Consider the following 24,953-nt stretch of genomic DNA (forward strand, 5'->3'; position numbering starts at 1 on the left):
TATGATGACAACCCAAAACGAAACCCTGCCGACCGCGCGCAAACCGCTGGATATGCGGCGCTTCCTCGATGACTGGGTGATGTTGCTGGCGGCGGTCGGGATCTTCCTCGCCTGCACCTTGCTGATCGACAACTTCCTCTCGCCGCTGAACATGCGTGGCCTGGGCCTGGCGATTTCCACCACCGGGATTGCCGCGTGCACCATGTTGTATTGCCTGGCGTCGGGGCATTTCGACTTGTCGGTGGGTTCGGTGATTGCCTGCGCCGGGGTGGTTGCGGCGGTGGTGATGCGCGATACCAACAGCGTGTTTCTCGGCGTCAGCGCCGCGCTGGTGATGGGGCTGATCGTCGGTTTGATCAACGGCATCGTGATCGCCAAGTTGCGGGTCAACGCGTTGATCACGACGCTGGCGACCATGCAGATTGTCCGTGGCCTGGCCTACATTTTTGCCAACGGCAAAGCGGTGGGCGTATCGCAGGAGTCGTTCTTCGTGTTCGGCAACGGTCAGTTGTTCGGCGTGCCGGTGCCGATCCTGATTACCATCGTCTGCTTTCTGTTTTTCGGCTGGCTGCTGAATTACACGACCTACGGGCGCAACACCATGGCCATCGGTGGCAACCAGGAAGCGGCGTTGCTGGCGGGGGTGAATGTCGATCGCACGAAGATCATCATCTTCGCCGTGCATGGGGTGATCGGTGCGCTGGCGGGGGTGATTCTGGCGTCGCGGATGACGTCCGGGCAGCCGATGATCGGGCAGGGTTTTGAGCTGACGGTGATTTCGGCTTGCGTGCTGGGCGGGGTGTCGCTGAGTGGCGGGATCGGGATGATTCGGCATGTGATTGCCGGGGTCTTGATTCTGGCGATTATCGAGAATGCGATGAACCTGAAGAATATCGACACGTTTTATCAGTATGTGATTCGGGGTTCGATTCTGCTGTTGGCTGTGGTTATCGATCGTCTCAAGCAACGCTAAGATCAAGAGCTCCCTCATCGGAACGCCGCCCGCCCAGCCCTCTCCCGGAGGGAGAGGGAGCTGACCGAGGTGTCTTGCGCTGTACATCGACCTGAAACATCCGGTCGATTATGGATTCGGCAAAGCCTTTTCAGGTCGACGTACCTCCCGAATATCCCCCATTCAGTTCCCTCTCCCTCCGGGAGAGGGCTAGGGTGAGGGAAAGCTTTTGATCTCCCGCCTTCCGTCACCCCACCCAAAATTTCCCTTGCCCACCCAACCCCGTTTCAGTTATCACTTTGTACATGATTAGACAGGTACGATTTGACAAGAAACAACGGGTGGTCGACGAGCTCGTCCGACGCATCGAAAGTGGCCTCATGGAGGACGGCTTTCTGTTGCCCGGCGAGCATCAGTTGGCTCAGGAATTCAACGTCAGCCGTGGCACGTTGCGCGAAGCGCTGGCCGAACTGAAGCGGCGCAATTACATCGCCACGCAAAGCGGGGTCGGTTCCATCGTCACGTTCGACGGTGTGGTGCTCGATCAGCGCAGCGGCTGGGCCCAGGCCCTGGCCGACAGCGGGGCGTTCATCAACACCGAAGTGCTGCGCCTGGAAGCCGTGACCCGGCCCGATCTGCTGCCGCGCTTCGGCACCGACCAATTCATCACCCTCGACCGCCGTCGCCGTTCCAACGATGGCACGCTGGTGTCGCTCGAACGCTCATTGATGCCCGCCACCGGAGGCCTGGAAAGCCTGCCGCGTGTCGGCCTGATCGACAATTCGCTGACCGTCACCCTGGCGGCCTACGGCTACATCGGCGAGCGCGGCGATCAGTGGATCGGCGCCGAACCGCTCAACGCTGTCGATGCCGAGCTGCTCGGCCGTCCTGAAGGCACGGTGTTCCTCAAGGCACTGCGCACCACCTACGACCGGCAGAACCGCTTCATGGAACTGGTCGAAAGCCTGCTTGATCCGGTGCATTTCCGTCTGCACCTGCAATTTGGAGAATCGAAATGACCGCCCTCGACCGTGCCCTGGGCGCGTTTTATGGCCTGGCCCTCGGCGATGCGCTGGGCATGCCGACGCAATCCCTGAACCGCGAAACGATCAGGCAGCGCTTCGGCCAGATCACCGACCTGCAAGACGCCGGCCCCTTGCAACCGATTGCCGCGAACATGCCCAAAGGCTCGATCACCGATGACACCGAACAGGCGATTCTAGTGGGCGAGTTGCTGGTCGAAGGCAAGGGCCGGATCGAGCCGGCGGTACTCGCGCAACGGCTGATCGAATGGGAAGCCGAGATGCAGGCCAAGGGCTCGCAGGACTTGCTCGGCCCATCGACCAAACGTGCAATCGAAATGATCCTCGCCGGCCATTCGCCTGAAGAGGCCGGGCGCTACGGCACCACCAACGGCGCGGCGATGCGCATCACCCCGGTGGGAATCGCGGCGGATGTCGCCGACCCCGAGCGTTTTATCGCGGCGGTGGTGCAGGCCTGTCAGGTCACCCACAACACCACGCTGGGGATTTCCAGCGCGGCAGCGGTGGCGGCGGTGGTCTCGGCCGGCATCAACGGTCTGGATCTGGGCGAGGCGCTGAACCTCGGCCAGCAGATCGCCCAGCAAGCGGAAGCGCACGGGCACTGGGTGGCCGGTGGGCGCATCGCGTCGCGGATCAGTTGGGCGCGCAGCATCAGCGTTGAAAACGACCCGGTGCTGCTCGCGGATCTGCTGTACGACGTGATCGGTACATCGGTGGCCTCGCAGGAATCGGTGGTGGTGTCGTTCGCCCTCGCGCAGCAAGTCGCGGTCGGTGAAATGACGCCGTTCGACGCGCTGTGCATGGCCGCCAGCCTGGGTGGCGACACCGATACCATCGCGGCGATTCTCGGCGCCATGCTCGGGGCCTGCCTGGGTCTTCAGAGCTGGCCGGCGGCGATGATTGAAACCGTCAAAACCGTCAATGATCTGGAGCTGGAACCGTTGGTGAAAGGACTCCTCGCGCTGCGCTGAAACGCCGCCCGCCACACGTCAACCATCTGTCTTGCCGACAACCACAACAATGGCAACAGGAGCATCTCTCATGAGTTCATCGAACGCCGGGCAAAGCGCCGGGCAACTGGAAACCCGTGGCATCGAGCCGGTGCCGGAAGGCGAGTGCAACGGTCATCCGCTGCAACTGTTCTGGGTCTGGTTCGCGGCCAACATTTCCATCCTCGGCCTGCCGCTGGGCGCCACGCTGGTTGCGTTTCGCGGCCTGGCGATCTGGCAGGCGATCATCGTTGCGATTCTCGGCGCTGCCGGTTCGTTCGCGGTGGTGGGGATCATCTCGATTGCCGGCCGTCGCGGTCGTGCGCCGAGCCTGACCCTGTCCCGGGCGATCTTCGGTGTGCGCGGCAATATCGGCCCGACGCTGGTGTCGCTGATGTCGCGCCTGGGCTGGGAAACCGTCAACACCACTACCGCTGCGTTCGTGCTGTTGTCGTTGTGCTCGATCCTGTTCGGCTCGCCGGTAGAAGCCAAAAGCGCGCCGGTGTTGACCCTGGTCTTCATCGCGATTTTCGTGTTGCTGACCTTGTCGGTGTCCGGACTCGGCCACGCCACGTTGCTGGTGATCCAGAAGTGGGCGACCTACGTGTTCGGCGCGCTGAACATTCTGGTCGGCGGCTTCCTCTGCGCGACCATCGACTGGAGCGCGGTGTTCAACGCCACGCCAGCACCGATGAGCGCGATGATCATCGGTATCGGCACCATGGCGGCCGGCACCGGGATCGGCTGGGCGAATGCCGGGGCCGACATGTCGCGCTATCAGCATCGCAGCGTCAAAGCCGCGCGCCTGGTCGCTTCGGCAGCGTTCGGTGCGGGGATTCCGCTGGTGTTGCTGATCACCCTCGGTGGCCTGCTGTCGGTGGGCAACAACGATCTGGCATCGGCGACCGACCCGATCGTGGCGATCCGCGACATGCTGCCGACCTGGATGGCGGTGCCGTACCTGATTACCGCATTCGGTGGCTTGCTGTTATCGAACAACCTGTCGGTGTACTCCGCCGGTCTGACCACGCTGACTCTCGGCCTGAAGGTCAAACGCGTTTACGCGGTAGTGGTCGATATCGTCGCGATCTTCGCCGGTTCGATCTACTTCATGCTGATTGCCGACAGTTTCTACGGCCCGTTCATTACCTTTATTTCCCTGCTGGCGGTGCCGATCACCGCGTGGGTCGGGATCTTCGTGGTCGACCTGATTCACCGTCACTACTACAGCCCGAAAGACCTGCTCGACGTCAGCCCGAGCAGCGCCTACTGGTACAGCGGCGGCATCGAGTGGCGCGCATTCGGTGCGTGGGCGATTGCCATCGTGCTGGGTTTCAGTTTCACCACCATCGGTACGACCGCCGAAAATGTCTGGTTCAAGGGCTTCCTGTCCGACTCATGGCTGGGCCACAACGGCCTCGGCTGGATCGTGACGTTTGTGGTCGCCGGTGGCCTGTACTTCGTACTCGGCGGGGCGAAAGACCGCCGCGCCGCGCAAGTCGAGAACGCTCATGCCTAAGATGTTGCACACCGGCCAGGTCATCATCGACCTGGTCATGGCCGTGGATGCGCTGCCGCAAATCGGTGGTGACGTGCTGGCGCAGTCCGCCAGTTTCGAAGCCGGCGGCGGCTTCAATGTGATGGCCGCCGCTGCGCGCAACGGCTTGCCGGTGGTCTATCTCGGTCGCCACGGCAATGGTCGTTTCGGTGATCTGGCGCGGCAGGCGATGCACGCCGAAGGTATCCGCGTCGGCATCGAGCAGCCTGCAGAGCGCGACACCGGCATCTGCGTGGCGCTGACCGATGCGTCGGCCGAGCGCAGTTTCATTTCCTACATCGGCGCCGAAGGTGAAGTGACGGCGGCGGAGCTGAACAGCGTTGCAGCCGAGGCGGGCGACTATGTCTACGTCAGCGGCTACAGCCTTCTGCACAGCGGCAAGGCCCAGGCGTTGCTGGACTGGACGCTGGCGTTGCCGAAGACGATCAACGTGGTGTTCGATCCGGGCCCGCTGGTGGAATCGCCGGACTCACCGATGATGCAGGCGTTGCTGCCGCGCATCGATGTGTGGACCAGCAACAGTGTCGAAGCCTTGCGTTTCACTGGCGCGACGGACATCGAAACCGCGCTGGACCGGTTGGCCGTGCACCTGCCGCAGGGTGTGCTGATGGTGGTGCGCGACGGGCCGCAGGGTTGCTGGATTCATCAGCACGGCGAACGCCGGCATGTGCCGGGTTTCAAGGTGCAGGCGGTGGACAGTAACGGCGCGGGCGATGCCCATGCCGGCGTGTTCGTTGCCGGCCTGGCGCAAGGGCTGGCGGCTGATGAAGCCGCGAGGCGCGCCAATGCTGCAGCGGCGTTGGCCGTGACCCGTTGGGGGCCGGCGACTGCACCGGGCACAGCCGAAGTCGATGCGCTGATCCGCGAATCTTCCGCCTACTGACCGGCACCTTCTGAACCCGAACCACCGGTAGTGGTTTTCGAGCCCATACCGGAGCCGGAATTGTCCGGCGGAACGGGATTGCCCTGAGTGCCGCCCTGACGTCCCGGATCATTGCCCTGGGTGCGTGGGTCGGTGCCGGTGGCGGGCGGCAGGGCGTTCTCGACGCCCGAGCCATCGGTGTTCATGCCGGGCGCACTCTGGATGGCCGGGGCCTTCGGGCGTTCGACCGGATCGGTGGGGCCGGTGCCCGTGGCGGTCGCGGCGAATGCCACGGGGCAGAGCAGCGTGGCAAACACGAAAGCAGTCAACCTTGACGAGATCATGGTGTGTCTCCAGTGATTGGAATCCTTACCTGATCTTGGTCTGTCCTCGCGTGGCATAGGTGCCGATTGAATGACGAACGGTTCAGTTCGTCAGTGCGCTTTCTACCGTCATCCGCCGCCAGAACAGGCGGCCGAGGGTGATCGACCAGTTCAACGCCGCCACCGCCAGAACGGTCAGCAACAGCGTCGCCATGCCGTGCTCGACAATGATTTTCCCGGCCAGCAGCGGGAAGCCGAATACACCGATGAAGTACGCCAGACTGAACAGCAGCAACGCCTGCGATGTCGTGCCGGCCGGCGCTTCGTTGGCCGCCAGTCCATTGATCACCGAGTAAGTGAGGCCGTAACCGACACCGAGCATCACCGCTGCCAGCAAGTAGCTGAAACCGCTTTGTACACCGAACGCGAACAGCACGATCGAGCCCAGCATCAACCCCGATAACAGACACGATGCCCGCAGCGGATCGCGCTTGACCACATAGCCTGCGATCAACATCCGGCTGCTGATCGCAGCACTCATGAAGCCCAGGAAGAACAGCGAATAATCCAGCGAACGGGCGGCGGCATAGCTGGTCTGGAAACTCGACAGCCCGCCGAATACGCAACCGCCGAGGCCGACCATGATGATCGGAAACACCGCGCGTGAGCCGAGTACCTGGGTCGTCGCGAGCCAAGTGATTTTTGCGGCTGACGGGGTTTGTGTACTTTTCAGGCGGGTGCCGAGACGCCAGAACAGCAGCACGCCGATCAGGCTCGCCCCGGCTGCCAGATAGAACGCCGACGTCACCGGCAAGCCCAGCGCACTCGCCGCACGCCCGAGCAGCGGGCCGCTGCCGATCCCGGTCATCATGCTGCCGGACAGCAGCGCAAAGTATTTCGCCCGCTGCGCCGGGCTCACCAGACTGGCGACGATGATCGGCCCCAGTGTATAGAAAACGCCCCAGCCCAGCCCCAGCAGCAAACCGAAAAACAGCAGCCAATAACCGAAGCCTGGCGTCATCGCAAACCCCAGGCTCGCCGCCACCAGCAACAGCCCGAACAGCGCAATCGAACGCGCCGCGCCCAGCCAGTCGGACAAATGCCCTGACACCAGCACTGCAACGAATGTGCTGAGCATCGCTGCGCTGATCACGCTGCCGGCATCGTGCTCGTTGCCGCCGCGTGAACCGATCAGCAGCGAGAGCAGAAACGTCGCGCCATAAGACAGCGACAACAGATAACTGGCGAGGCAGAACAGGCCGAACAGTTTGCCCGAGACCTGGGGTGTTGCTTGAGGCATGACGCGGTTCCTTGACCGGAAAAATTGAGCGTCAACTATCTAACACGACATGCCCATGGCTTAGGTCTGAGCTTGGCGAACTCAGGATCGTGATTGACCGGAGTAATACCTTCAGACGACGCCGATCTCTTCCTTGAATTGCTCCATGAAACCCTTCAGACGTTGATGACGAATCCGTGCCAGATGTTGACCGGCAGTAGTCTGGAAACCGTCGGCGAGGTGCAGCAGTTTGGTCTGGAAATGATCGAGGCAGAATCGCTTGTCGTCGTAGTCCCTTTCCCGGGCCTCGGGATCGTGCGGGTCGTACAGCGAGCTGCCCATGCGCCCGGCGATGTAGAAGGTGCGGGCGACACCAAGCATACCGAGGGAGTCGAGGCGGTCGGCGTCCTGCATCAGACGTGCTTCGAGGGTTAGCGGGGTGATGTTGGCGGAAAAGCTGTGGGCTTCGATGGCGTGGATCACTGCACTGATTTTTGCTTCGGGCCAGTTCAGGTTTGCCAGCACCTTTGATGCTTTTTCCGCCGCCAGGCGCGATGCCTGTGAACGCAGTGGCGAGTTCTTTTCCACGGACACACAATCGTGCAGCAGCACCGACGCGAGCAGCACCTCAAGGTCGCCACCTTCCTCGGCCTGCAAGGTGCGCGCGTTATGCCAGACCCGATGTAGGTGCGACAGGTCATGAGCGCCGTCCTCCGACGGTTCCAGGGCGTGGGGCAGCAGTTCGGCGGCGAGTTCCGCGAGGGGCGAGAAAGCGAAGTTTTTCATGGGCGTCCTTTCGAGTGTTCGGCGGCGCTAGCCTAATCTGTGGATTGCCATGTGACGAGCGCCGCGCGCCGCCTTAGTATGGCGTTTTCCTTTTTCCGACAAGGCCCGTCCATGACGATCGAAATCCGCCCGGCGACCCCCAGCGATGCACCGCAAATCCTCGCGTTCATCACTGAACTTGCAGACTTCGAAAAGGCCCGTCACGAAGTCATCGCCAGCGTCGCCGACATCGAGCGCAGCCTGTTCAGCGAAGGCGCCACCGCCCACGGCCTGATCTGCCTGCGCGATGGGTTGCCGATCGGTTTCGCGGTGTTCTTCTTCAGCTATTCGACCTGGCTGGGCAGCAACTGCCTGTACCTCGAAGACCTCTACATCACCCCGGAACAACGGGGCGGCGGCGCCGGTAAAACGTTGCTGCGCCACCTCGCAAAAATCGCCTGCGCCAACGACTGCGGCCGCTTCGAATGGAGCGTGCTGGACTGGAACACTCCGGCCATCGAGTTCTACAAATCCCTCGGCGCCCAGCCACAGGAGGAGTGGGTGCGCTATCGCATGGATGGCAAGGTATTGCGCGAATTTGCCGAGGGCTGAGGGAGTGATGGCAATCCGATGCTGATTCGATTGTTATCACCGCTCTAGTCCGGCATTCTACGCGCCATTTTTGCGCGCTCACGGACGACACCTGCAATGCCTCTGGCACTCTTTCTCCACGCCTGTGGAGCCCTCGCTGCGTCAACGAGTGACCGGCGTTGAGCGGACTACGGGCGTCGATCCGCCTGTACGGTCTGGTCAGAAACCTCGGTTCCTCCGATAACCCGCACCGCCCACCGGTGGACATTCTCTGCACCATCACCCCCTCGGTGGCAAAGCCATCCGTGCGTTTGTCTCGTGCCTCGATGTCGCGATGCTCGACAGCACCGGCGGACACGGCAATGTCGTGGTCGGTGGGTCGGGGAAGGTGATTATTGGAAGGTCAAGGATCGTAATTTTTCTGACTTTATTGTGGACATGGGGGAGCAATGAAACGTTTTTTGTCATTTTATTTGCAACGATTTTTTCTGTTTCATGTTCCACCAATCATGGGCGACCCACCGCCACGCTGCGTTTTGGAACTGTTGAAAAAACGCCGAGTGGCTTCGGCTTTCTGATGACTTTTACCAGCGATACCGATCTTTTGGCCTTGTTCGGTCCCGCCATTGGGGAAGGTCTCGTATGTGCGCTGGAAGATGATCAGGATTTTTCAATTGGGCATTATTTGAAGCGCTCCGGACGCGGTAGTGTGAGATTTATCGATGACACTACGGGAGGACATTACGAATCAAAGGTTATTTTTCGCGAGGCAGGAGAGTTGCAAGGGCAGGAAAATATTCTGGGGGGCAAGGCGTTGCGTGATGTATTGGTCAAGAGGGAATTTATAGTATGTGCTTTTAGAGTTAACACTACCGGCAATAGAACGTATGTTTCTAACGTCATGCATGTTCCAGCTTCCGATCTAGTGCAAGCGATTGATGCACATTAAAAAACCTTGCTGGCTGAGTATTCCCGCGCAATGCCTCAGTCACTTTCTCGCGCCTCTGTCGTTTTCCGGTGACCACGGAGTAGCCCATCAAGCGCCTGTTGCACGCAAATTCAGAAACGCACAAAAAGGTTGAATTTTTATGAGATGGGTATGTTTTCTCGCTTTGATGTTAGTGCTTTCAGCCTGCTCCCTGAATCATGGTCGACCTATTGCAACTCTGCAAATTTCAAAGGTTGAGCAACTCCGCAATACCGGGATTTATCAGATTTACTTTGCGTCGGATATTGATCTTCTCGGTTTGTTCAAGTCGTCCATTGGTCAAGGCCTGATTTGCTCGCTGAGCGATGATCTGGATTTTTCTCAAGCACATCATATAAAGCAATCGGGATTTGGTCTGGTTGAGGAAGTATCGGCCGAGCCGGGGCTTTACAGGGCTGACGTCATTTTTAGTGAGTCTGAAAAAAGCAGTGGTGGTGAGCGATATCTGCAAGGAGATACTTTGGCCCCTTTCTTGATGAAAAAAGACTCTATCGTTTGTTTGTTTCGAGTTCACTCCACGACGTACACGACTTACTTCTCTAACGTGATGAAAGTGCCTAGCAAGGAATTGCTGAAAGCTAACGCTGAGTACTGATTGTAATTAACAGGATTCTCCCTTGAAGAAATATATGGTTGTAAGTTTGTTGTTTCTGTGCAGTGCTTGCACGCAAAATCCACCGGTGCCGCCCATTGATATACAGTTTGAGTCTGTAAGCTATGTGCCTGATTACGCACGCTTTGATGTCCGGTTTTCTTCGGATAAGGATTTGCTGAAATTCTTCGATACCCATGCAGGTAGAAACCAAACCTATGAAGGGTTTGCGTGCTATCTGGGCGCAAAAGTGGAACTCTTTGAAAGGCAGGGTGAGTCAGACTATCTGGATGGCTTGATGGTTGAAGTTGATCGTACGGACTCACAGACCAGGCATCAGTACTCGGCGGAACTGAATGCGATTCATACCGACCATGAGACCGGCTCGAATACGTTCATTTCTTCGAAAGATCTTTTGGCGTTGTTGAATGCTCGCAATGCTTTGGCATGCCGGTTTTATGCCTCCGCTTATGGCTATGGAGTTTACTACTCAAGACCAATGGGTGTTCCAGCCTCCGATTTTGTTCGCGTTCTGACCAAGGAGGAGGAACGTTGAACTTTCGTATTTGCAAATGGTTGCTGTTGAGCAGTTTCTTGATGTGTTCGTCCTGCCTGCATCTCGACGTTCCACCTGCCAGGCTTGAATTTGTCTCGATCAATCACGCATTTTCTTCCTTGTACGATCTGCGTTTCACCTCTGACCGAAACCTCATCGATTTGTATGAAGTGCATGGACAGAGCGGCCAGATTGGAACCTCGATTCATTGCTCGCTGAAGGGTGACCTGAATTTTTCCGTCGAACATCAGATCGCTCTGGAAGCTTCGGGGACGGTCAGTGAAATGCGTTTGATCGAAGGCGACCGCCGGTATGAGATGTTTGCAAGGATCAACCTGAAGAATCACGCCCTCAACGACGGCCGGGAGTGGGTCAGGCCCGTTGAGTTGGTGCAGATCCTCAAGCCGCAGGAATACATTCCGTGCAAGGTGGTGATCACCGCGTTTCCGTATGTCGCCTACTACTCAAGAGTCATGTACATCCCCACGTCGCGATTCATTGCCCAGTTGGAAAACCCTCGGGTGGCACCGTCGCGTGTCTCGCTTGAACCCTCTGACCAACCGCGTTCATTGCTGCCACTTGCGTCGGTGTGCATCGTGCGTTGGCGCTATGAGTTGGCAGCAGGATATGACCGGATCGACAGTCTCGGGCTATGCAGTGATGTGCCCTATGCCGGAATGTTGGCCTCCTTTGCGCCGAACAATACGAAATTGAGGATTGTTGCAGGAGCAGAGGGAACGCCTGCACCCCAGGCGGCATACATCATCATTCGAGGAGACGGGCGTCAGGAGCCAGGCATAGCCGACGAGGAGGGGCGTACACATGAGGTGGGAGCGAGTGAGCATGAATCTTTGAGCGTCATCCTCAACAAGCACCTGGATCCTGTCGAGCGATGGACGCCTTGGATTGAAGACGTCCCAAAATATGGGATGTAAAATTACATATTGAGATTTCGCGCTTGAGAGGTCTATAGTCCAGCTCACTCACTGCCAATAACAAAACAGGTGAAGCGATGCTGGCGCAATTGATCGCGCTCGATTGGGGGACGACCTCCCTACGTGCTTACAAACTCGCGGCGGGCGGGCAGGTGCTGGCGCAGCGGTCGCTGTCGTTCGGGATCATGCAGTTGCCGAAGACGCCGCGGGTCATCAACGGTCGTGAATGCGCCGACGGTTTTGAGTTGGCATTCGATGAGGCGTGCGGCGACTGGCTCGATGCGCAACCCGACTTGCCGGTGATCGCCTGCGGCATGGTCGGCAGCGCTCAGGGCTGGCGCGAAGCGTCCTACCGCGATACGCCGGCCAACGTCGCCGATCTCGGAAAATCCCTGCAAACCGTTCGCAGTCTTCGCGGTGTCGATGTGCACATCGTGCCGGGTGTGATTCAGCGCTCGACGCTGCCGAACGTGATGCGCGGCGAGGAAACCCAGGTGCTCGGCGTCCTGCAGAATCTGCCGGTCGAGGCGGGCAACGATCTGTTGATCGGTCTGCCGGGCAGTCATTCGAAATGGGTGGAAGTGGCCGACGGCTGCATCACCCGTTTCGACACCTTCATGACCGGCGAAGTGTTCGCCGTGCTCAGTGAACACAGCATTCTCGGCCGTACCCAACAGCACAGCGCGACGTTCGATGCCGAGGCGTTTGATCGCGGCGTGCAGGTGGCGTTGTCGGCCGAGGGCGAAATCGGCGTGCTGTCGACCCTGTTCAGCGCCCGCAGCCTGGGCCTGACCGGCGAACTCAGCGCCACTGCGCAACCGGACTATCTGTCCGGCCTGCTGATCGGCCACGAGCTGACAGCGTTGGCCACCGTGCAACGGCGCCGTCGCAATAGTGCACAGCTTCCTTCGATCATCCTCATCGGCAACGCGCAGTTGTGCGCCCGCTACAGCCGTGCGCTCGACGCCTGTGGTTTCGCCCGGGTGACCCTGGCCGAGCAGGCCACCGAGCGTGGGCTGTGGCAACTGGCGCTCGCCGCCGGACTGATCGATTCCTCATCCCGTTAACCCTGACTGGAGGCTTGACATGCTCAAGCAAGCACTGGCGCAAAACGGTCTGATCGCGATCCTGCGCGGCCTGCATCCGCAGGAAGCCGCTGCTGTCGGAGAAGTCCTGTATGCGGCCGGATTTCGCGTCATCGAAGTACCGCTCAATTCCCCCGCGCCGTACGAAAGCATTCGCATCCTGCGTAAGACCCTGCCCGCCGATTGCCTGATCGGTGCTGGCACGGTGCTGACGCCGGAACAGGTGGATTTAGTGAAGGAAGCAGGCGGCCAGGTCATCGTCATGCCCCACAGCGATGCCAAGGTGTTGCGGGCAGCGAAAGCGGCGGGGCTGTACCTGTCGCCGGGTGTTGCCACGCCGACCGAAGCCTTTGCGGCGCTGGAGGAGGGCGCGGACATTCTCAAGCTGTTCCCGGCCGAGCAGATGGGGCCGGCAGTGGTGAAAGCGTGGCTGGCGGTGTTGCCCGTCGGGACGATTCTGGCGCCGGTCGGCGGCATTACCCCGGACAACATGCAGGCGTTCATCGATGCCGGCGTCAAAGGCTTCGGCCTCGGTTCCGGGTTGTTCAAACCGGGCATGACGACCGAGCAAGTGGCGGCCAATGCCAAGGCCTACGTGGCGGCCTGGAAAGCCCTTCGCTAAGACTTTTTGGCGCTGCGTGCGCTGCATCTATAAGAGAGACAAAAAGATGAAAATCACCAAACTGACCACCTTCATCGTCCCGCCGCGCTGGTGCTTCCTGAAAGTCGAAACCGACGAGGGCGTGACCGGTTGGGGCGAGCCCGTGGTCGAGGGCCGCGCCCACACCGTCGCGGCAGCGGTCGAGGAATTGTCCGACTACCTGATCGGCAAAGACCCACGCAACATCGAAGACATCTGGACCGTGTTGTATCGCGGCGGCTTCTATCGGGGTGGGGCGATCCACATGAGCGCACTGGCCGGCATCGACCAGGCGTTGTGGGACATCAAGGGCAAGGCGCTTGGTGTGTCGGTGAGTGATCTGCTTGGTGGTCAGGTGCGGGACAAGATCCGTGTTTATTCGTGGATCGGCGGCGACCGTCCTGCGGACACCGCGCGGGCCGCGAAAGAGGCGGTGAGTCGCGGTTTTACCGCGGTGAAAATGAACGGCACCGAGGAACTGCAATTCCTCGATACCTTCGAGAAAGTCGATCTGGCGCTGGCCAATGTCGCGGCAGTGCGCGATGCGGTCGGGCCCAACGTCGGCATCGGCGTCGACTTCCATGGCCGCGTGCACAAACCCATGGCCAAGGTGCTGATGAAGGAACTCGACCCGTACAAATTGATGTTCATCGAAGAGCCGGTGCTCAGCGAAAACTACGAAGCACTGAAAGAACTCGCACCGTTGACCAGCACCCCGATTGCCCTCGGCGAGCGGCTGTTTTCGCGCTGGGACTTTAAACGGGTGTTGAGCGAAGGTTACGTCGACATCATCCAGCCGGACGCATCCCACGCCGGCGGAATCACCGAGACCCGCAAGATCGCCAACATGGCCGAAGCCTACGACGTGGCGCTGGCACTGCACTGCCCGCTGGGGCCGATCGCACTGGCGGCGTGTCTGCAACTGGACGCCGCTTGTTACAACGCGTTTATCCAGGAACAGAGCCTGGGCATCCATTACAACGAGAGCAATGACCTGCTCGATTATGTGAAGGATCCGCGGGTGTTCGACTACGACAAGGGCTTCGTGAAAATCCCCAACGGCCCGGGCCTGGGGATCGAGATCAACGAGGAATACGTGATCGAACGCGCGGCGGTCGGCCACCGCTGGCGTAATCCGATCTGGCGTCATGCCGATGGCAGTTTTGCCGAGTGGTGAGTGGCTGACTCAGCACATCTGATCGTTCCCGTGCCGAGCGCGGGAACGACTCAAGGCCTCAGGCCAACCTCAATAAACATAAGAAGAGGTTCTCCCCATGCAACCGCAAACCCTCACCGGGCAAGCGACGTTAGTCACGCCCAGCCGCAAGCGTTTTTTTATCATGGTGTTGCTGTTCATCACCGTGGTCATCAACTACCTCGACCGCAGCAATCTGTCGATTGCCGCCCCGGCGCTCACCACCGAGCTGGGCATCGACCCGGTGCATGTCGGACTGATCTTCTCCGCGTTCGGCTGGACCTACGCCGCCATGCAGATTCCCGGCGGCTGGCTGGTGGATCGGGTGCCACCGCGCATCCTGTACAGCGTCGCGCTGCTGTTGTGGTCGCTGGCCACGGTGATGCTCGGGTTCGCCGCCAGTTTCATCGCCCTGTTCGTGCTGCGCATGGCGGTCGGTGCACTGGAGGCGCCAGCGTATCCGATCAACAGCCGCGTGGTGACGACCTGGTTTCCCGAGCGCGAACGTGCCACAGCGATCGGTTTCTACACCTCCGGGCAGTTTGTCGGGCTGGCGTTTCTGACCCCGGTACTGGCCTGGCTGCAACATGAGTTTGGCTGGCACATGGTGTTTGTCGTGACGGGGGCGGTGGGCATTGTCTGGGCCGCGATCTGGTATGCGGTGTATCGCGAACCGCGTGATTTCAAAGGCGCCAACGAAGGTGAAATCGACCTGATCCGTGAGGGCGGAGGGCTGGTGGACATCGCCGCCGAAGCCGCCAAAGTGAAAGCGAAATTCAGTTGGACCGATCTCGGCATCGTCCTCAGCAAACGCAAGTTGTGGGGAATTTACCTCGGCCAGTTCTGCCTGAACTCGACGCTGTGGTTTTTCCTGACATGGTTCCCGACCTATCTGGTGAAATATCGCGGCATGGACTTCATCAAGTCCGGACTGCTGGCGTCTCTGCCGTTTCTCGCTGCGTTCATCGGCGTGCTGTGCTCCGGGTTCTTTTCCGACTTCCTGATTCGCCGTGGCTGTACCGTCGGGTTTGCGCGCAAATTGCCGATCATTGGTGGCCTGCTGATTTCCACCTCGATCATCGGCGCCAACTTCGTCGAATCGACGCCGCTGGTGATTGCTTTCCTGGCCCTGGCGTTTTTCGGCAATGGGCTGGCGTCGATCACCTGGTCGCTGGTGTCGACACTGGCGCCGGCGCGGCTGCTGGGCTTGACCGGCGGGGTGTTCAATTTCATCGGCAATCTGTCGGCGATTGCCACGCCGATTGTCATCGGCTTTCTGGCCAGCGGCGATTCGTTCGCTCCGGCGATCACCTACATCGCGGTTCTGGCATTGATTGGTGCTTTGTCCTACGTGCTGCTGGTGGGCAAGGTCGAGCGCATCGAGTTGTAGTCGTCCCTGTCGGGCGACCATAATGCCGCCCGTTCCCTCGCTCAACGCTAAAGGCTGGATATGCAGGAAGACGCCCCAAAAACCGCCAAGGACGCCGCGCCGACCGGCACCCAGACCCTGCTTCGCGGGTTGGGTGTGGTGCAGGCCGTCGCCAGTGGCGCCCGCGATCTCAAAGAGATCGCCCGCCTGATCGGTACCACGCGCAGCACCACCCATCGTCTGGCCAGTTGCCTGGTGGACGAGCGTTACCTGCGCGTCGTGCCGCAAGTCGGTTATCTGCTGGGGCCGAAGCTGATCGAACTGGGTTTCCAGGCGCGTGAAGAGTTGCCGCTGGTGACCCTGGCCGGGCCTTATCTGGACGAGTTGTCGGCGCTGACTGGCGATACCGTTCACCTGGGGATTCGTGAAGGCGACGAAGTGTTGTACCTGTTGAAGAATCCGGGGCGCAACGGCCCGGAAATGCGCTCGCGGGTCGGCCATCGCATGCCGCTGGCGCGGACCGGGATCGGCAAGGCCTTGATGCTGGATGACGCGCCGCAGGATTGGCAGCGTCTGTACGACATCAGCCTGCCAGCGGGTGGGAAAAGTCAATTCTGGCCGCAGCATCCCCAGCAGTCGTGGGAGCAGCTGGAGCAGCGGATGACCGAGTACGTGGCCGGCGGCTACGCGTTCGATCTGGAAGACAACGAACCGTCGATCCGTTGCGTGGCGGCGCCGATCCGCGACGCGAGCAAGCGCATCGTCGCGGCGATCAGCATCGCCAGCACCGTGCCGTATATGCCGCTGGAAAAAATGGCCGAGCTGATTCCCCTGATCAAAGGGGTCACAACCCGGCTTTCGGCGGAGCTTGGCCTGAAGGTTTAAAGCTTCAGGGTCGCCATGTCGATCACGAAACGGTACTTCACATCACCGGCGATCATGCGGGCGTAGGCCTCGTTGATCTGGCGGATGTCGAGCATTTCGATGTCGCAAGTGATGTTGTGCTCGGCACAGAAATCCAGCACTTCCTGGGTTTCGGCGACGCCACCGATGAGCGAGCCGGCCAATACGCGACGGCCCAATACCAGTTTGGCGGCGTGAACCGGCGGATCGATCGGTTCGATCAGACCCACCAGAATATGCACGCCGTCGAAGCGCAGGGTGTCGAGGTACGGGTTGAGGTCGTGCTGCACTGGAATGGTGTCCAGCAGGAAGTCGAAACGACCGGCTGCGGCTTTCATCTGTTCTTCGTCGGTGGAGACGATGACGTGATCGGCGCCTTGACGACGACCTTCCTCGGCCTTGCTCGCCGAACGGGTGAACAGCGTCACTTCGGCGCCCATCGCCTTGGCGAACTTGATGCCCATATGACCGAGGCCGCCCATGCCGAGAATCCCGACCTTGTCGCCGGCCTTTACACCGTAGTGCTTGAGTGGCGAGTAGGTGGTGATGCCAGCGCAGAGAATCGGTGCGGCGGCCGCCAGATCAAGCTTCTCGGGGATGCGTACCACGAAGTGTTCGCTGACCACGATGCTGTCCGAATAGCCGCCCATGGTGTTGCTGCCATCGACCCGGTCGGGTGTGGCATAGGTCATGGTCGGGCCTTCGAGGCAGTATTGCTCAAGGTTCGACTGGCAGGCTTCGCAGGTGCGGCAGGAATCGACCATGCAGCCGACACCGACCAAATCTCCTGCTTTGTGTTTGGTGACGTTCGCACCGACAGCGGTGACTTTTCCGACGATCTCGTGGCCGGGCATCAACGGGTAAACGGCGATGCCCCATTCGTTGCGCGCCTGATGGATGTCGGAGTGGCAGACGCCGCAGTACAGAATCTCGATGGCGACATCGTCGGCACGAGGGCTGCGGCGTTCGAATTTCATCGGGGCGAGGGGGGTGGTGGCCGTTTGAGCGGCATAGCCGATGGCGGTGTACATGTGAAACCTCGCAAAAGCAGTGACAAGTGAGGCGGCGCATTCTGGGCGCCGTCCGGTCGTCCGGCCATGGCGATTCCTCCGGGTGTCATGCCTAATCCTCCGGCATGCGGGGTTGATCGGTCGCATTGGCAAAAGGATCTGCGATGATGCTTTTATCCCTTTTTCCGTGATTTTTTCTGAAGAGCCACCCGATGCAATTGACCCGTCACCTTGATGCCAATGCCATGCTGGTTTCGCTGATCGAACCGCTGGCGCTGCGCGATGGTTACAGCCAGACCGGGCTGCCGGGTGTGCAGGTATTGCGCGCCAGTTGCGACGTTGCCCGTGGCCCGCACATTTATGAACCGAGCCTGATGATCATCGCCCAGGGGAGCAAACTGGCGTATCTGGGGCCGCGCACCATGGAATACGGTGCCGGGCATTACTTGATCCAGGCGTTGCCGGTGCCGTTCGAGTGCGAAACCTATGCGTTGCCGGACGCGCCGTTGCTCGGCGTATCGGTGGCGATCGACCGGGTGTTGCTCGGTGAGCTGGTGCTGGCCATGGGCCTGGCGCCGGGGCGGCATATTCCGGCGCAGACACCGGAGTCGATGACCTCGGTGGTGCTCGACGATGACATGCGCGGTTGCGTCGAACGCTTGCTGCGCTGTCTGCACGATCCGCTGGAGTGCCAGATTCTCGGGCCTGCGCGGGTGCGGGAGTTGTTGTTCGTCGCGTTGCGCGGTCCACAGGCTGATGTATTGCGGGCGCTGGTGGAGCAGCAGGGGCAGTTTGCCCGGGTGGCGGCTTCGATCAGCCATTTGCATTCGCACTACACCGAACCGTTGAACGTCGAGACATTGGCCAGTTGCGCGAACATGAGCGTTTCGACCTTTCACGAACACTTCAAACGCAGCACGTTGCTGTCGCCGGTGCAGTATCTGAAGCGTTTGCGTTTGTTGAAGGCGCAGACGTTGTTGATCGCCGAGGGGCTGGGTGTCGCGCAGGTGGCGCATCGGGTGGGGTATCAGAGCACGTCGCAGTTCAGTCGCGAGTACAAGCGCTATTTCGAACGCAGCCCGGGGGATGAGCGCGCGGCTTGATCTTTTACAAATCCCAGGCAACAAAAAGGCCCCCATATAGGGAGCCTTGATGTTCTGCAGATCGACTTACATGTTCGGGTAAGTCGGGCCGCCAGCGCCTTCCGGCGTCACCCAGGTGATGTTCTGCGAAGGGTCCTTGATGTCACAGGTCTTGCAGTGCACGCAGTTCTGGGCGTTGATCTGGAAGCGCTTCTCGCCGTCTTCCTTGGTGATCACTTCATACACGCCGGCCGGGCAGTAACGCTGCGCCGGTTCGTCGTACATCGGCAGGTTGCGGCTCAACGGGATGGTCGGGTCGGTCAGTTTCAGGTGGCACGGCTGTTCTTCTTCATGGTTGGTACCGGAGATGAACACCGAGCTCAGCTTGTCGAAGCTGATCTTGCCGTCGGGTTTCGGGTAGTCGATCTTCTTGCAGTCGGCCGCGAGCTTGAGGCAGGCGTAGTCCGGCTTGGTGTCGTGCAGGGTGAACGGCAGTTTGCCGCCGAAGATGTTCTGGTCCAGCCAGTTGAAACCACCGCCGACGATGGCGCCGAACTTGTGGATCGCCGGGCCGAAGTTGCGGCTGGCGAACAGTTCTTCGTAGAGCCAGCTCTTCTTGAAGGCGTCGACGTAGGTGGTCAGCTCTTCGGTGCCGTCCTTGTCAGCGAACAGTGCGTCGGCCACGGATTCAGCGGCGAGCATGCCGGACTTCATCGCGGTGTGGCTGCCCTTGATCTTGGCGAAGTTCAGGGTGCCGAGGTCGCAACCGATCAGCGCGCCGCCCTTGAAGACCATTTTCGGCAGCGAGTTCAGGCCGCCCTTGCAGATGGCGCGGGCGCCGTAGCTGATGCGCTTGCCGCCTTCCAGGTACTGCTTGAGCACCGGGTGATGCTTGAGGCGCTGGAATTCGTCGAACGGCGACAGGTAGGTGTTGCTGTAGGACAGATCGACGATCAGGCCGACCACCACCTGGTTGTTTTCCAGGTGATAGAGGAAGGAGCCGCCGGTGTTCTCGGTGCCCATGATGTCCATCGGCCAACCGGCGGTGTGCACCACCAGGCCTGGCTGGTGTTTGGCCGGGTCGATTTCCCAGATTTCCTTCAAGCCGATGCCGTAGTGCTGGGCATCGGCATCGCTGTCGAGGTTGTAACGCTTGATCAGTTGCTTGCCGATGTGGCCACGGCAGCCTTCGGCGAACAGCGTGTATTTGCCACGCAGTTCCATGCCCGGGGTGTACAGGCCTTCTTTCGGATGGCCTTCGCGGTCGACGCCGAGGTCACCGGTGATGATCCCGCGCACGATGCCGTTTTCATCGATCAGTGCTTCCTGAGCGGCGAAGCCCGGGTAGATTTCCACGCCCAGGTTCTCGGCCTGCTGAGCGAGCCAGCGGCACAGATTGCCGAGGGAAATAATGTAGTTGCCTTCGTTGTGCATGGTCTTGGGCACAAAGAAGTCAGGGATTTTCTGCGCGCTTTCGGCGTTTTTCAGCACGAAAATGTCATCGCGGGTGACTGGCGTGTTCAGCGGGGCGCCGAGCTCTTTCCAGTCCGGGAACAGTTCGTTCAGGGCCCGTGGTTCGAATACGGCACCGGAAAGGATGTGTGCGCCGACTTCGGAGCCTTTTTCGACCACGCAGACGCTGATTTCCTTACCGGCTTCGGCGGCCTTCTGCTTCAGACGGCAGGCGGCGGACAGGCCAGCGGGGCCGGCACCGACGATGACCACGTCGAATTCCATGTATTCGCGTTCCACAGGCTATCTCCTACTCAAGGCTCAACAGTTTTTTTTCTAATTTGGAGGTTCGGTGTCGTATCCGTTATTGCCTTTACGTTAACGTCAAGGCTAATAATGGGCAAACCACCTTTCTCTCTAGGCGGCGCATTATATCTACACCACTCTTAGCGTCCAATACAAACGTTTGTTTGAATCGGCTCCAGCCCAGAGAAATCAAAGAAGCGCGGCTTATGACAGGGCATTTTGGCGTATTGACCAGAATGGGCGTTCCGGTCAAGATACGGGCGGTTTTGCGCTCGCCGTAGGCTGAATGGTGGTTTCAAGAGCACCTCTAAAGACAGGGCGTAGGCGGTAACCGGTGATGCGCAGCGCAGGTTCGGCGCGCAGTTTACACACCGCGAAGCGGCATGACTCGTCGGTCACGACTGACGAACGGTCATCCCGCTCAGCCGGCGTTTTTAGAGGTGCCCTTGTGCCCGATGAGCATCAACCGCCAGGTTCGCCTAGGCGACTTTCTTTTCACCGGAGAGTAACGAGGAATCCATGAAGGTTCTTGTAGCTGTCAAACGCGTTGTGGATTACAACGTCAAGGTTCGCGTCAAGGCGGACAATTCCGGCGTAGACCTCGCCAACGTCAAGATGTCGATGAACCCATTCTGCGAAATCGCAGTGGAAGAAGCCGTACGCCTGAAAGAGAAAGGCGTTGCGACTGAAATCGTCGTCGTCTCCATCGGCCCGTCCACCGCTCAGGAACAGCTGCGTACCGCACTGGCTCTGGGTGCCGACCGCGCCATCCTCGTCGAATCCGCTGAAGACCTGACTTCCCTGGCCGTGGCCAAGCTGCTCAAGGCCGTGGTCGACAAGGAACAGCCTCAGCTGGTGATCCTGGGCAAACAGGCCATCGACAGCGACAACAACCAGACCGGCCAGATGCTCGCAGCACTGAGCGGCTACGGTCAGGGCACTTTTGCCTCGAAAGTCGAAGTTTCCGGCGACAGCGTTGCCGTGACCCGCGAAATCGACGGCGGCGCGCAGACCGTTTCCCTGAAACTGCCAGCGATCGTCACCACCGACCTGCGTTTGAACGAGCCGCGCTACGCGTCCCTGCCAAACATCATGAAAGCCAAGAAGAAGCCTCTCGAAGTGCTGACTCCGGACGCTTTGGGCGTTTCCACCGCCTCCACCAACAAGACCCTGAAAGTCGAAGCGCCGGCTGCACGTAGCGCGGGCATCAAGGTCAAGTCGGTGGCTGAACTGGTCGAGAAACTGAAAAACGAAGCGAAGGTAATCTAAATGACTATCTTGGTTATTGCTGAACACGACAACAAAGTGCTGGCCCCGGCCACTCTGAACACCGTTGCTGCCGCTGCCAAAATCGGTGGCGACATCCACGTTCTGGTCGCAGGCCAGGGCGCTGGCGCCGTGGCTGAAGCCGCCGCGAAAATCGCAGGCGTGAGCAAAGTCCTGAACGCTGACAATGCTGCCTACGCGCATCAGCTGCCGGAAAACGTTGCTCCGCTGGTCGCCGAACTGGGCAAGGGCTACAGCCACATCCTGGCTGCCGCCACCTCCAACGGTAAAAACATCCTGCCGCGCGTTGCCGCCCAGCTGGACGTTGACCAGATCTCCGAGATCATCTCGGTAGAAAGCGCTGACACCTTCAAGCGTCCGATCTACGCCGGTAACGCCATCGCTACCGTGCAATCGACCGCTGCGATCAAAGTGATCACCGTGCGTGCCACCGGTTTCGACCCGGTTGCTGCTGAAGGTGGTTCGGCTGCCGTTGAAGCGGTTGCCGCTGCTCACAACGCCGGTACTTCCAGCTTCGTCAGCGAAGAGCTTGCGAAATCTGATCGTCCTGAGCTGACCGCTGCCAAGATCGTCGTTTCCGGCGGCCGCGGCATGCAGAACGGCGACAACTTCAAACACCTGTACGCGCTGGCCGACAAGCTGGGCGCCGCTGTTGGTGCTTCCCGCGCCGCAGTCGACGCAGGTTTCGTACCGAACGACATGCAGGTCGGTCAGACCGGCAAGATCGTTGCGCCTCAGCTGTACATCGCCGTCGGTATCTCCGGCGCGATCCAGCACCTGGCCGGCATGAAAGACTCCAAAGTGATCGTTGCGATCAACAAGGACGAAGAAGCGCCGATCTTCCAGGTGGCCGATTACGGCCTGGTGGCGGATCTGTTCGAAGCCGTACCTGAGCTGGAGAAGCTGGTCTAATCCGGCGGCTTCACTTATAAAGAGCCCGGCCTGTTGGTCGGGCTTTTTTTTGTCTCGGATTTGAGTGGGAGCGTTTCGCCATGGATCTGCATCGCCGGTTGGGCTTCTCGTTATTGCTGTGTTCCAGCCTGTTGCCGGGGTTGTCCATGGCAGCGGGCAAATGCGAGCGACTGGTCGTCACCGGCAGCCCGGATGCACCGCCGTATCTCTGGCAGGATCCGCAGAATCCCAAACAGTTGATCGGTGCCAGTGCCGACCTGTTGCAGCAAGTGGCGAAGGATCTGGGCATCAAGGTCGAATTGCTTTATGCCGGTAAACGCTCACAGGCCCTCGACGAAGTGCGCAGCGGGCGCATGGACATGCTGGCCGACGCGCCCATGACCTTCAACGAGCTGGAAAACCTCGACTACATCCATCCCCCTCTGCTGGAAAACGACTATCTGGTGTGGACCCGCAAAGGCTCGACCCTGGTCTACAGCGAAGCGAAGGATCTCCAGGGCCATCAAGGAGGGTTGTCGGAAAAGTCTCGAATGACCCAGGCATTTGGCACTTTTGCCGAGCAGCATTTGACCCTGACCCGTACGACAAACCTCACTCAGGCCCTGCAGAAACTTCTGCTGGGTGAAGTGGAATATGTACTCGCCGGCCGCTACTCGGGGATGGCGGCCGCGCAGGCCCTGGGCATGGCCAATGATCTGCTGGCCTTCGAGCAACCGATTGACCGGCCCGGTCTGTTCCTTGCGCTTTCCCACAACTCGGCTTGCAACGATCCGTGGTTGCGCGGACAGCTGGCCAAAAAGATGACAGAATTGCCCGCGTCCGGCCTGACGGAAGCCGCGCTGCAACGCAACATCGAGCGCTGGAAGGCGCAGCAGCAACAGCCGCCGCAACCACCTGTCAGCGCCCCAAAACAGTAGGGATTCTTAGTGAGTAATCGAGTTCTTTTCACGGCCCTGGCCGTTCTGGCCCTGGCCGGTTGCGCCAGCGATCCGGCACCCAATGAACAAATGCGCCTGACCGAACAGGCGCTGGAGCAGGCCAAGGCCGTCGGCGCCACCGCCGACGAAGTGCCGGAAATGAAACTGGCAGAAGACAAGTTCAACCGGGCCAAAGGCAGCATGGCCGGCGAATCCTTCAAGAACGCGCGGATGCGCGCCGAACAGGCCGAGCTGGATGCACGCCTGGCCGAAGCCAAGGTGCTGACCCAGAAGAGCGAAGAGCAATTGAACGTGCTCAATACCCGCATCGTCCGTCTGCGCAAGCAACTGGGGGATGCCCAATGAGCCTGACTTCAAAAGCCTTCGGCACTCTGATCCTCGTGGGTTGCGCCAGCCTTTATGGCTGCGCCGGCCAACACAGCGAAACCGCCTTGCAGGAAGCCAGCGCTGACTTCCAGAAGGTCAAGGAAGATTCCAATGTGCTGCGTATCGCGCCGAAAGACGTGATTCGTGCCGGTGAATCCCTGGCCCGCGCCGATCGCCTTTCCACTTATTGGGGCAGTGGCTCGGACGTGGCGCATTACTCCTATCTGAGTCAGCGTTACAGCCAGATCGCCCGCGAGCACACCAACCTGGTGCTCAACGAAGAGCGCGCGGCGAAGCTGGAGCTGGAGCGCCAACGCCTGCAACTGGCACTGCGCGAGTCCAAACTGTTGAGCGTGCAGCAGCAGGGCAAATGGCTGGAAGAGCAGATCGTTGCTCTCGCCACCACCCAGACCGACCGTGGTCTGGTGATGACCCTGGGTGACGTGCTGTTCGACACCGGCGAGGCGGAGCTGAAGAACTCGGCGAATCGCGTGGTCTTGAAGATCGTGCAGTTCCTGCAACTCAATCCGAAACGCGTGGTGCGTATCGAGGGTTACACCGACAGCACCGGCGGCAAACAGGAAAACCTCAAACTGTCCCGCGACCGCGCACAGTCGGTTGCCGATGTGCTGACGGATCTGGGCATCGACGAAAAACGCATTCAGGTCGAAGGCTACGGCGACGAATACCCGGTGGACGCCAACGCTTCCGAGCGTGGGCGTGCGCAGAACCGTCGCGTGGAAATCGTGTTCTCCGACGAAAAAGGCCAGCTCGGCGCCGCCCGCTGAGGGTGGCGTTACTGGAAAGCCCGGCCTGTCATGCAGCGCCGGGCTTTTTTACGTCTGTCGATTACCTCACAAAGCAGTACAGATTTATCCGACACTGCACTGTATGGTTGACTAATATGGCAACTGTCCCAGTACACTTCCAGACTGTTCCGGTATTGTTCACACAAAAATAAAACGCCCGTGATAT

The 24,953-nt window shown here is 59.9% G+C and carries 26 protein-coding genes; 21 read left to right on the top strand and 5 right to left on the bottom strand.

Going from position 1 to position 24,953, the window contains the following annotated elements:
• Positions 1-4: 4 nt before the first annotated feature.
• From araH to AC07N4_RS25855, 5 genes are all read left to right on the top strand, one after another.
• A complete protein-coding gene (gene araH / locus AC07N4_RS25835) occupies positions 5-973 on the top strand; it encodes an L-arabinose ABC transporter permease AraH (RefSeq protein ID WP_085697229.1) in 969 nt (322 codons plus the stop codon).
• Between the two features lie 284 nt (positions 974-1,257).
• Positions 1,258-1,971, top strand: coding sequence for a GntR family transcriptional regulator (locus tag AC07N4_RS25840; protein WP_096820971.1), 714 nt, complete (start codon positions 1,258-1,260; stop codon positions 1,969-1,971).
• A complete protein-coding gene (locus AC07N4_RS25845) occupies positions 1,968-2,966 on the top strand; it encodes an ADP-ribosylglycohydrolase family protein (RefSeq protein ID WP_493066358.1) in 999 nt (332 codons plus the stop codon). The genes AC07N4_RS25840 and AC07N4_RS25845 overlap by 4 nt, the downstream gene beginning before the upstream one ends.
• Positions 2,967-3,036: 70 nt before the next feature.
• Positions 3,037-4,503 (top strand): purine-cytosine permease family protein, encoded by a 1,467-nt coding sequence (locus AC07N4_RS25850; RefSeq protein WP_493066359.1) that lies wholly within the window; start codon positions 3,037-3,039, stop codon positions 4,501-4,503.
• Positions 4,496-5,425 (top strand): PfkB family carbohydrate kinase, encoded by a 930-nt coding sequence (locus AC07N4_RS25855; protein ID WP_493066360.1) that lies wholly within the window; start codon positions 4,496-4,498, stop codon positions 5,423-5,425. The genes AC07N4_RS25850 and AC07N4_RS25855 overlap by 8 nt, the downstream gene beginning before the upstream one ends.
• Here the strand turns inward: AC07N4_RS25855 and AC07N4_RS25860 are convergent.
• The 3 genes from AC07N4_RS25860 to AC07N4_RS25870 all read right to left on the bottom strand — a co-directional run bounded on the left by AC07N4_RS25860 (position 5,419) and on the right by AC07N4_RS25870 (position 7,792).
• Positions 5,419-5,748, bottom strand: coding sequence for a hypothetical protein (locus AC07N4_RS25860; protein ID WP_096820975.1), 330 nt, complete (start codon positions 5,746-5,748; stop codon positions 5,419-5,421). The genes AC07N4_RS25855 and AC07N4_RS25860 overlap by 7 nt on opposite strands.
• Positions 5,749-5,830: 82 nt before the next feature.
• Positions 5,831-7,027, bottom strand: a complete 1,197-nt coding sequence (locus AC07N4_RS25865) for an MFS transporter (protein ID WP_493066361.1) — start codon at positions 7,025-7,027, stop codon at positions 5,831-5,833.
• A 111-nt stretch (positions 7,028-7,138) separates the two neighbouring features.
• Entirely contained in the window at positions 7,139-7,792 is a 654-nt protein-coding gene (locus AC07N4_RS25870) for an HD domain-containing protein (protein ID WP_493066362.1), read from the bottom strand.
• A 111-nt stretch (positions 7,793-7,903) separates the two neighbouring features.
• Between AC07N4_RS25870 and AC07N4_RS25875 the strand changes: the two genes are divergently transcribed.
• The 10 genes from AC07N4_RS25875 (at position 7,904) to AC07N4_RS25920 (ending at position 16,607) form a co-directional block, all read left to right on the top strand.
• Positions 7,904-8,383 carry a GNAT family N-acetyltransferase gene (locus AC07N4_RS25875; RefSeq protein ID WP_041475599.1) on the top strand — a complete coding sequence of 160 codons (480 nt, stop codon included), beginning with the start codon at positions 7,904-7,906 and terminating at the stop codon, positions 8,381-8,383.
• A gap of 313 nt (positions 8,384-8,696) precedes the next feature.
• On the top strand, positions 8,697-9,311 hold the full coding sequence (locus AC07N4_RS25880; RefSeq protein ID WP_493066422.1) for a hypothetical protein: 615 nt from the start codon (positions 8,697-8,699) through the stop codon (positions 9,309-9,311).
• A gap of 139 nt (positions 9,312-9,450) precedes the next feature.
• Positions 9,451-9,945 (top strand): hypothetical protein, encoded by a 495-nt coding sequence (locus AC07N4_RS25885; protein ID WP_173861325.1) that lies wholly within the window; start codon positions 9,451-9,453, stop codon positions 9,943-9,945.
• A gap of 22 nt (positions 9,946-9,967) precedes the next feature.
• Complete coding sequence (locus AC07N4_RS25890) at positions 9,968-10,498, top strand: hypothetical protein (protein WP_493066363.1); 531 nt, start codon at positions 9,968-9,970, stop codon at positions 10,496-10,498.
• Positions 10,495-11,433 carry a hypothetical protein gene (locus AC07N4_RS25895; protein WP_273536332.1) on the top strand — a complete coding sequence of 313 codons (939 nt, stop codon included), beginning with the start codon at positions 10,495-10,497 and terminating at the stop codon, positions 11,431-11,433. The genes AC07N4_RS25890 and AC07N4_RS25895 overlap by 4 nt, the downstream gene beginning before the upstream one ends.
• A gap of 77 nt (positions 11,434-11,510) precedes the next feature.
• Positions 11,511-12,500 carry a 2-dehydro-3-deoxygalactonokinase gene (locus AC07N4_RS25900; RefSeq protein ID WP_493066364.1) on the top strand — a complete coding sequence of 330 codons (990 nt, stop codon included), beginning with the start codon at positions 11,511-11,513 and terminating at the stop codon, positions 12,498-12,500.
• A 19-nt stretch (positions 12,501-12,519) separates the two neighbouring features.
• Positions 12,520-13,140, top strand: a complete 621-nt coding sequence (locus AC07N4_RS25905; RefSeq protein WP_102620509.1) for a 2-dehydro-3-deoxy-6-phosphogalactonate aldolase — start codon at positions 12,520-12,522, stop codon at positions 13,138-13,140.
• A gap of 46 nt (positions 13,141-13,186) precedes the next feature.
• Positions 13,187-14,335: a galactonate dehydratase gene (dgoD, locus tag AC07N4_RS25910; RefSeq protein WP_007908327.1), complete on the top strand. Its 1,149-nt coding sequence runs from the start codon at positions 13,187-13,189 to the stop codon at positions 14,333-14,335.
• A 97-nt stretch (positions 14,336-14,432) separates the two neighbouring features.
• Positions 14,433-15,743, top strand: a complete 1,311-nt coding sequence (locus AC07N4_RS25915) for an MFS transporter (RefSeq protein WP_096820984.1) — start codon at positions 14,433-14,435, stop codon at positions 15,741-15,743.
• 60 nt (positions 15,744-15,803) lie between these two features.
• Positions 15,804-16,607, top strand: a complete 804-nt coding sequence (locus AC07N4_RS25920) for an IclR family transcriptional regulator (RefSeq protein WP_096820985.1) — start codon at positions 15,804-15,806, stop codon at positions 16,605-16,607.
• Here AC07N4_RS25920 and AC07N4_RS25925 read toward each other — a convergent pair.
• Entirely contained in the window at positions 16,604-17,656 is a 1,053-nt protein-coding gene (locus AC07N4_RS25925) for an NAD(P)-dependent alcohol dehydrogenase (RefSeq protein ID WP_493066365.1), read from the bottom strand. The two genes, AC07N4_RS25920 and AC07N4_RS25925, sit on opposite strands and share 4 nt — an antisense overlap.
• 191 nt (positions 17,657-17,847) lie before the next feature.
• Between AC07N4_RS25925 and AC07N4_RS25930 the strand changes: the two genes are divergently transcribed.
• Positions 17,848-18,738 carry an AraC family transcriptional regulator gene (locus tag AC07N4_RS25930; RefSeq protein ID WP_102620507.1) on the top strand — a complete coding sequence of 297 codons (891 nt, stop codon included), beginning with the start codon at positions 17,848-17,850 and terminating at the stop codon, positions 18,736-18,738.
• A 66-nt stretch (positions 18,739-18,804) separates the two neighbouring features.
• On the opposite strand, the gene AC07N4_RS25935 is transcribed toward AC07N4_RS25930, so the two are convergent.
• Positions 18,805-20,469, bottom strand: a complete 1,665-nt coding sequence (locus tag AC07N4_RS25935; RefSeq protein WP_096820988.1) for an electron transfer flavoprotein-ubiquinone oxidoreductase — start codon at positions 20,467-20,469, stop codon at positions 18,805-18,807.
• Positions 20,470-20,994: 525 nt separating this feature from the next.
• Here AC07N4_RS25935 and AC07N4_RS25940 point away from each other — a divergent pair.
• The 5 genes from AC07N4_RS25940 to AC07N4_RS25960 all read left to right on the top strand — a co-directional run bounded on the left by AC07N4_RS25940 (position 20,995) and on the right by AC07N4_RS25960 (position 24,766).
• The gene (locus AC07N4_RS25940; protein WP_003226982.1) at positions 20,995-21,744 is read left to right on the top strand and encodes an electron transfer flavoprotein subunit beta/FixA family protein; all 750 of its coding nucleotides are present in this window, start codon (positions 20,995-20,997) and stop codon (positions 21,742-21,744) included.
• Positions 21,745-22,674, top strand: a complete 930-nt coding sequence (locus AC07N4_RS25945; protein ID WP_085710904.1) for an electron transfer flavoprotein subunit alpha/FixB family protein — start codon at positions 21,745-21,747, stop codon at positions 22,672-22,674.
• Positions 22,675-22,754: 80 nt separating this feature from the next.
• Complete coding sequence (locus tag AC07N4_RS25950; RefSeq protein WP_493066366.1) at positions 22,755-23,591, top strand: substrate-binding periplasmic protein; 837 nt, start codon at positions 22,755-22,757, stop codon at positions 23,589-23,591.
• 9 nt (positions 23,592-23,600) lie between these two features.
• A complete protein-coding gene (locus AC07N4_RS25955) occupies positions 23,601-23,957 on the top strand; it encodes a DUF4398 domain-containing protein (protein WP_096820990.1) in 357 nt (118 codons plus the stop codon).
• The gene (locus AC07N4_RS25960; protein WP_249482814.1) at positions 23,954-24,766 is read left to right on the top strand and encodes an OmpA family protein; all 813 of its coding nucleotides are present in this window, start codon (positions 23,954-23,956) and stop codon (positions 24,764-24,766) included. Before AC07N4_RS25955 ends, AC07N4_RS25960 begins: the two co-directional genes overlap by 4 nt.
• Positions 24,767-24,953 lie beyond the last annotated feature (187 nt).

The sequence above is a fragment of the Pseudomonas sp. GW821-FHT09E04 genome (assembly GCF_059416185.1).

Excerpts from the sequence above, each read along its gene's own strand:
- araH (WP_085697229.1), top strand. The coding sequence starts at position 5 with ATGACAACCCAAAACGAAACCCTGCCGACCGCGCGCAAACCGCTGGAT.
- AC07N4_RS25840 (WP_096820971.1), top strand. The coding sequence starts at position 1,258 with ATGATTAGACAGGTACGATTTGACAAGAAACAACGGGTGGTCGACGAG.
- AC07N4_RS25845 (WP_493066358.1), top strand. The coding sequence starts at position 1,968 with ATGACCGCCCTCGACCGTGCCCTGGGCGCGTTTTATGGCCTGGCCCTC.
- AC07N4_RS25850 (WP_493066359.1), top strand. The coding sequence starts at position 3,037 with ATGAGTTCATCGAACGCCGGGCAAAGCGCCGGGCAACTGGAAACCCGT.
- AC07N4_RS25855 (WP_493066360.1), top strand. The coding sequence starts at position 4,496 with ATGCCTAAGATGTTGCACACCGGCCAGGTCATCATCGACCTGGTCATG.
- AC07N4_RS25860 (WP_096820975.1), bottom strand. The coding sequence starts at position 5,748 with ATGATCTCGTCAAGGTTGACTGCTTTCGTGTTTGCCACGCTGCTCTGC.
- AC07N4_RS25865 (WP_493066361.1), bottom strand. The coding sequence starts at position 7,027 with ATGCCTCAAGCAACACCCCAGGTCTCGGGCAAACTGTTCGGCCTGTTC.
- AC07N4_RS25870 (WP_493066362.1), bottom strand. The coding sequence starts at position 7,792 with ATGAAAAACTTCGCTTTCTCGCCCCTCGCGGAACTCGCCGCCGAACTG.
- AC07N4_RS25875 (WP_041475599.1), top strand. The coding sequence starts at position 7,904 with ATGACGATCGAAATCCGCCCGGCGACCCCCAGCGATGCACCGCAAATC.
- AC07N4_RS25880 (WP_493066422.1), top strand. The coding sequence starts at position 8,697 with ATGCTCGACAGCACCGGCGGACACGGCAATGTCGTGGTCGGTGGGTCG.
- AC07N4_RS25885 (WP_173861325.1), top strand. The coding sequence starts at position 9,451 with ATGAGATGGGTATGTTTTCTCGCTTTGATGTTAGTGCTTTCAGCCTGC.
- AC07N4_RS25900 (WP_493066364.1), top strand. The coding sequence starts at position 11,511 with ATGCTGGCGCAATTGATCGCGCTCGATTGGGGGACGACCTCCCTACGT.
- AC07N4_RS25905 (WP_102620509.1), top strand. The coding sequence starts at position 12,520 with ATGCTCAAGCAAGCACTGGCGCAAAACGGTCTGATCGCGATCCTGCGC.
- dgoD (WP_007908327.1), top strand. The coding sequence starts at position 13,187 with ATGAAAATCACCAAACTGACCACCTTCATCGTCCCGCCGCGCTGGTGC.
- AC07N4_RS25915 (WP_096820984.1), top strand. The coding sequence starts at position 14,433 with ATGCAACCGCAAACCCTCACCGGGCAAGCGACGTTAGTCACGCCCAGC.
- AC07N4_RS25920 (WP_096820985.1), top strand. The coding sequence starts at position 15,804 with ATGCAGGAAGACGCCCCAAAAACCGCCAAGGACGCCGCGCCGACCGGC.
- AC07N4_RS25925 (WP_493066365.1), bottom strand. The coding sequence starts at position 17,656 with ATGTACACCGCCATCGGCTATGCCGCTCAAACGGCCACCACCCCCCTC.
- AC07N4_RS25930 (WP_102620507.1), top strand. The coding sequence starts at position 17,848 with ATGCAATTGACCCGTCACCTTGATGCCAATGCCATGCTGGTTTCGCTG.
- AC07N4_RS25940 (WP_003226982.1), top strand. The coding sequence starts at position 20,995 with ATGAAGGTTCTTGTAGCTGTCAAACGCGTTGTGGATTACAACGTCAAG.
- AC07N4_RS25945 (WP_085710904.1), top strand. The coding sequence starts at position 21,745 with ATGACTATCTTGGTTATTGCTGAACACGACAACAAAGTGCTGGCCCCG.
- AC07N4_RS25950 (WP_493066366.1), top strand. The coding sequence starts at position 22,755 with ATGGATCTGCATCGCCGGTTGGGCTTCTCGTTATTGCTGTGTTCCAGC.
- AC07N4_RS25960 (WP_249482814.1), top strand. The coding sequence starts at position 23,954 with ATGAGCCTGACTTCAAAAGCCTTCGGCACTCTGATCCTCGTGGGTTGC.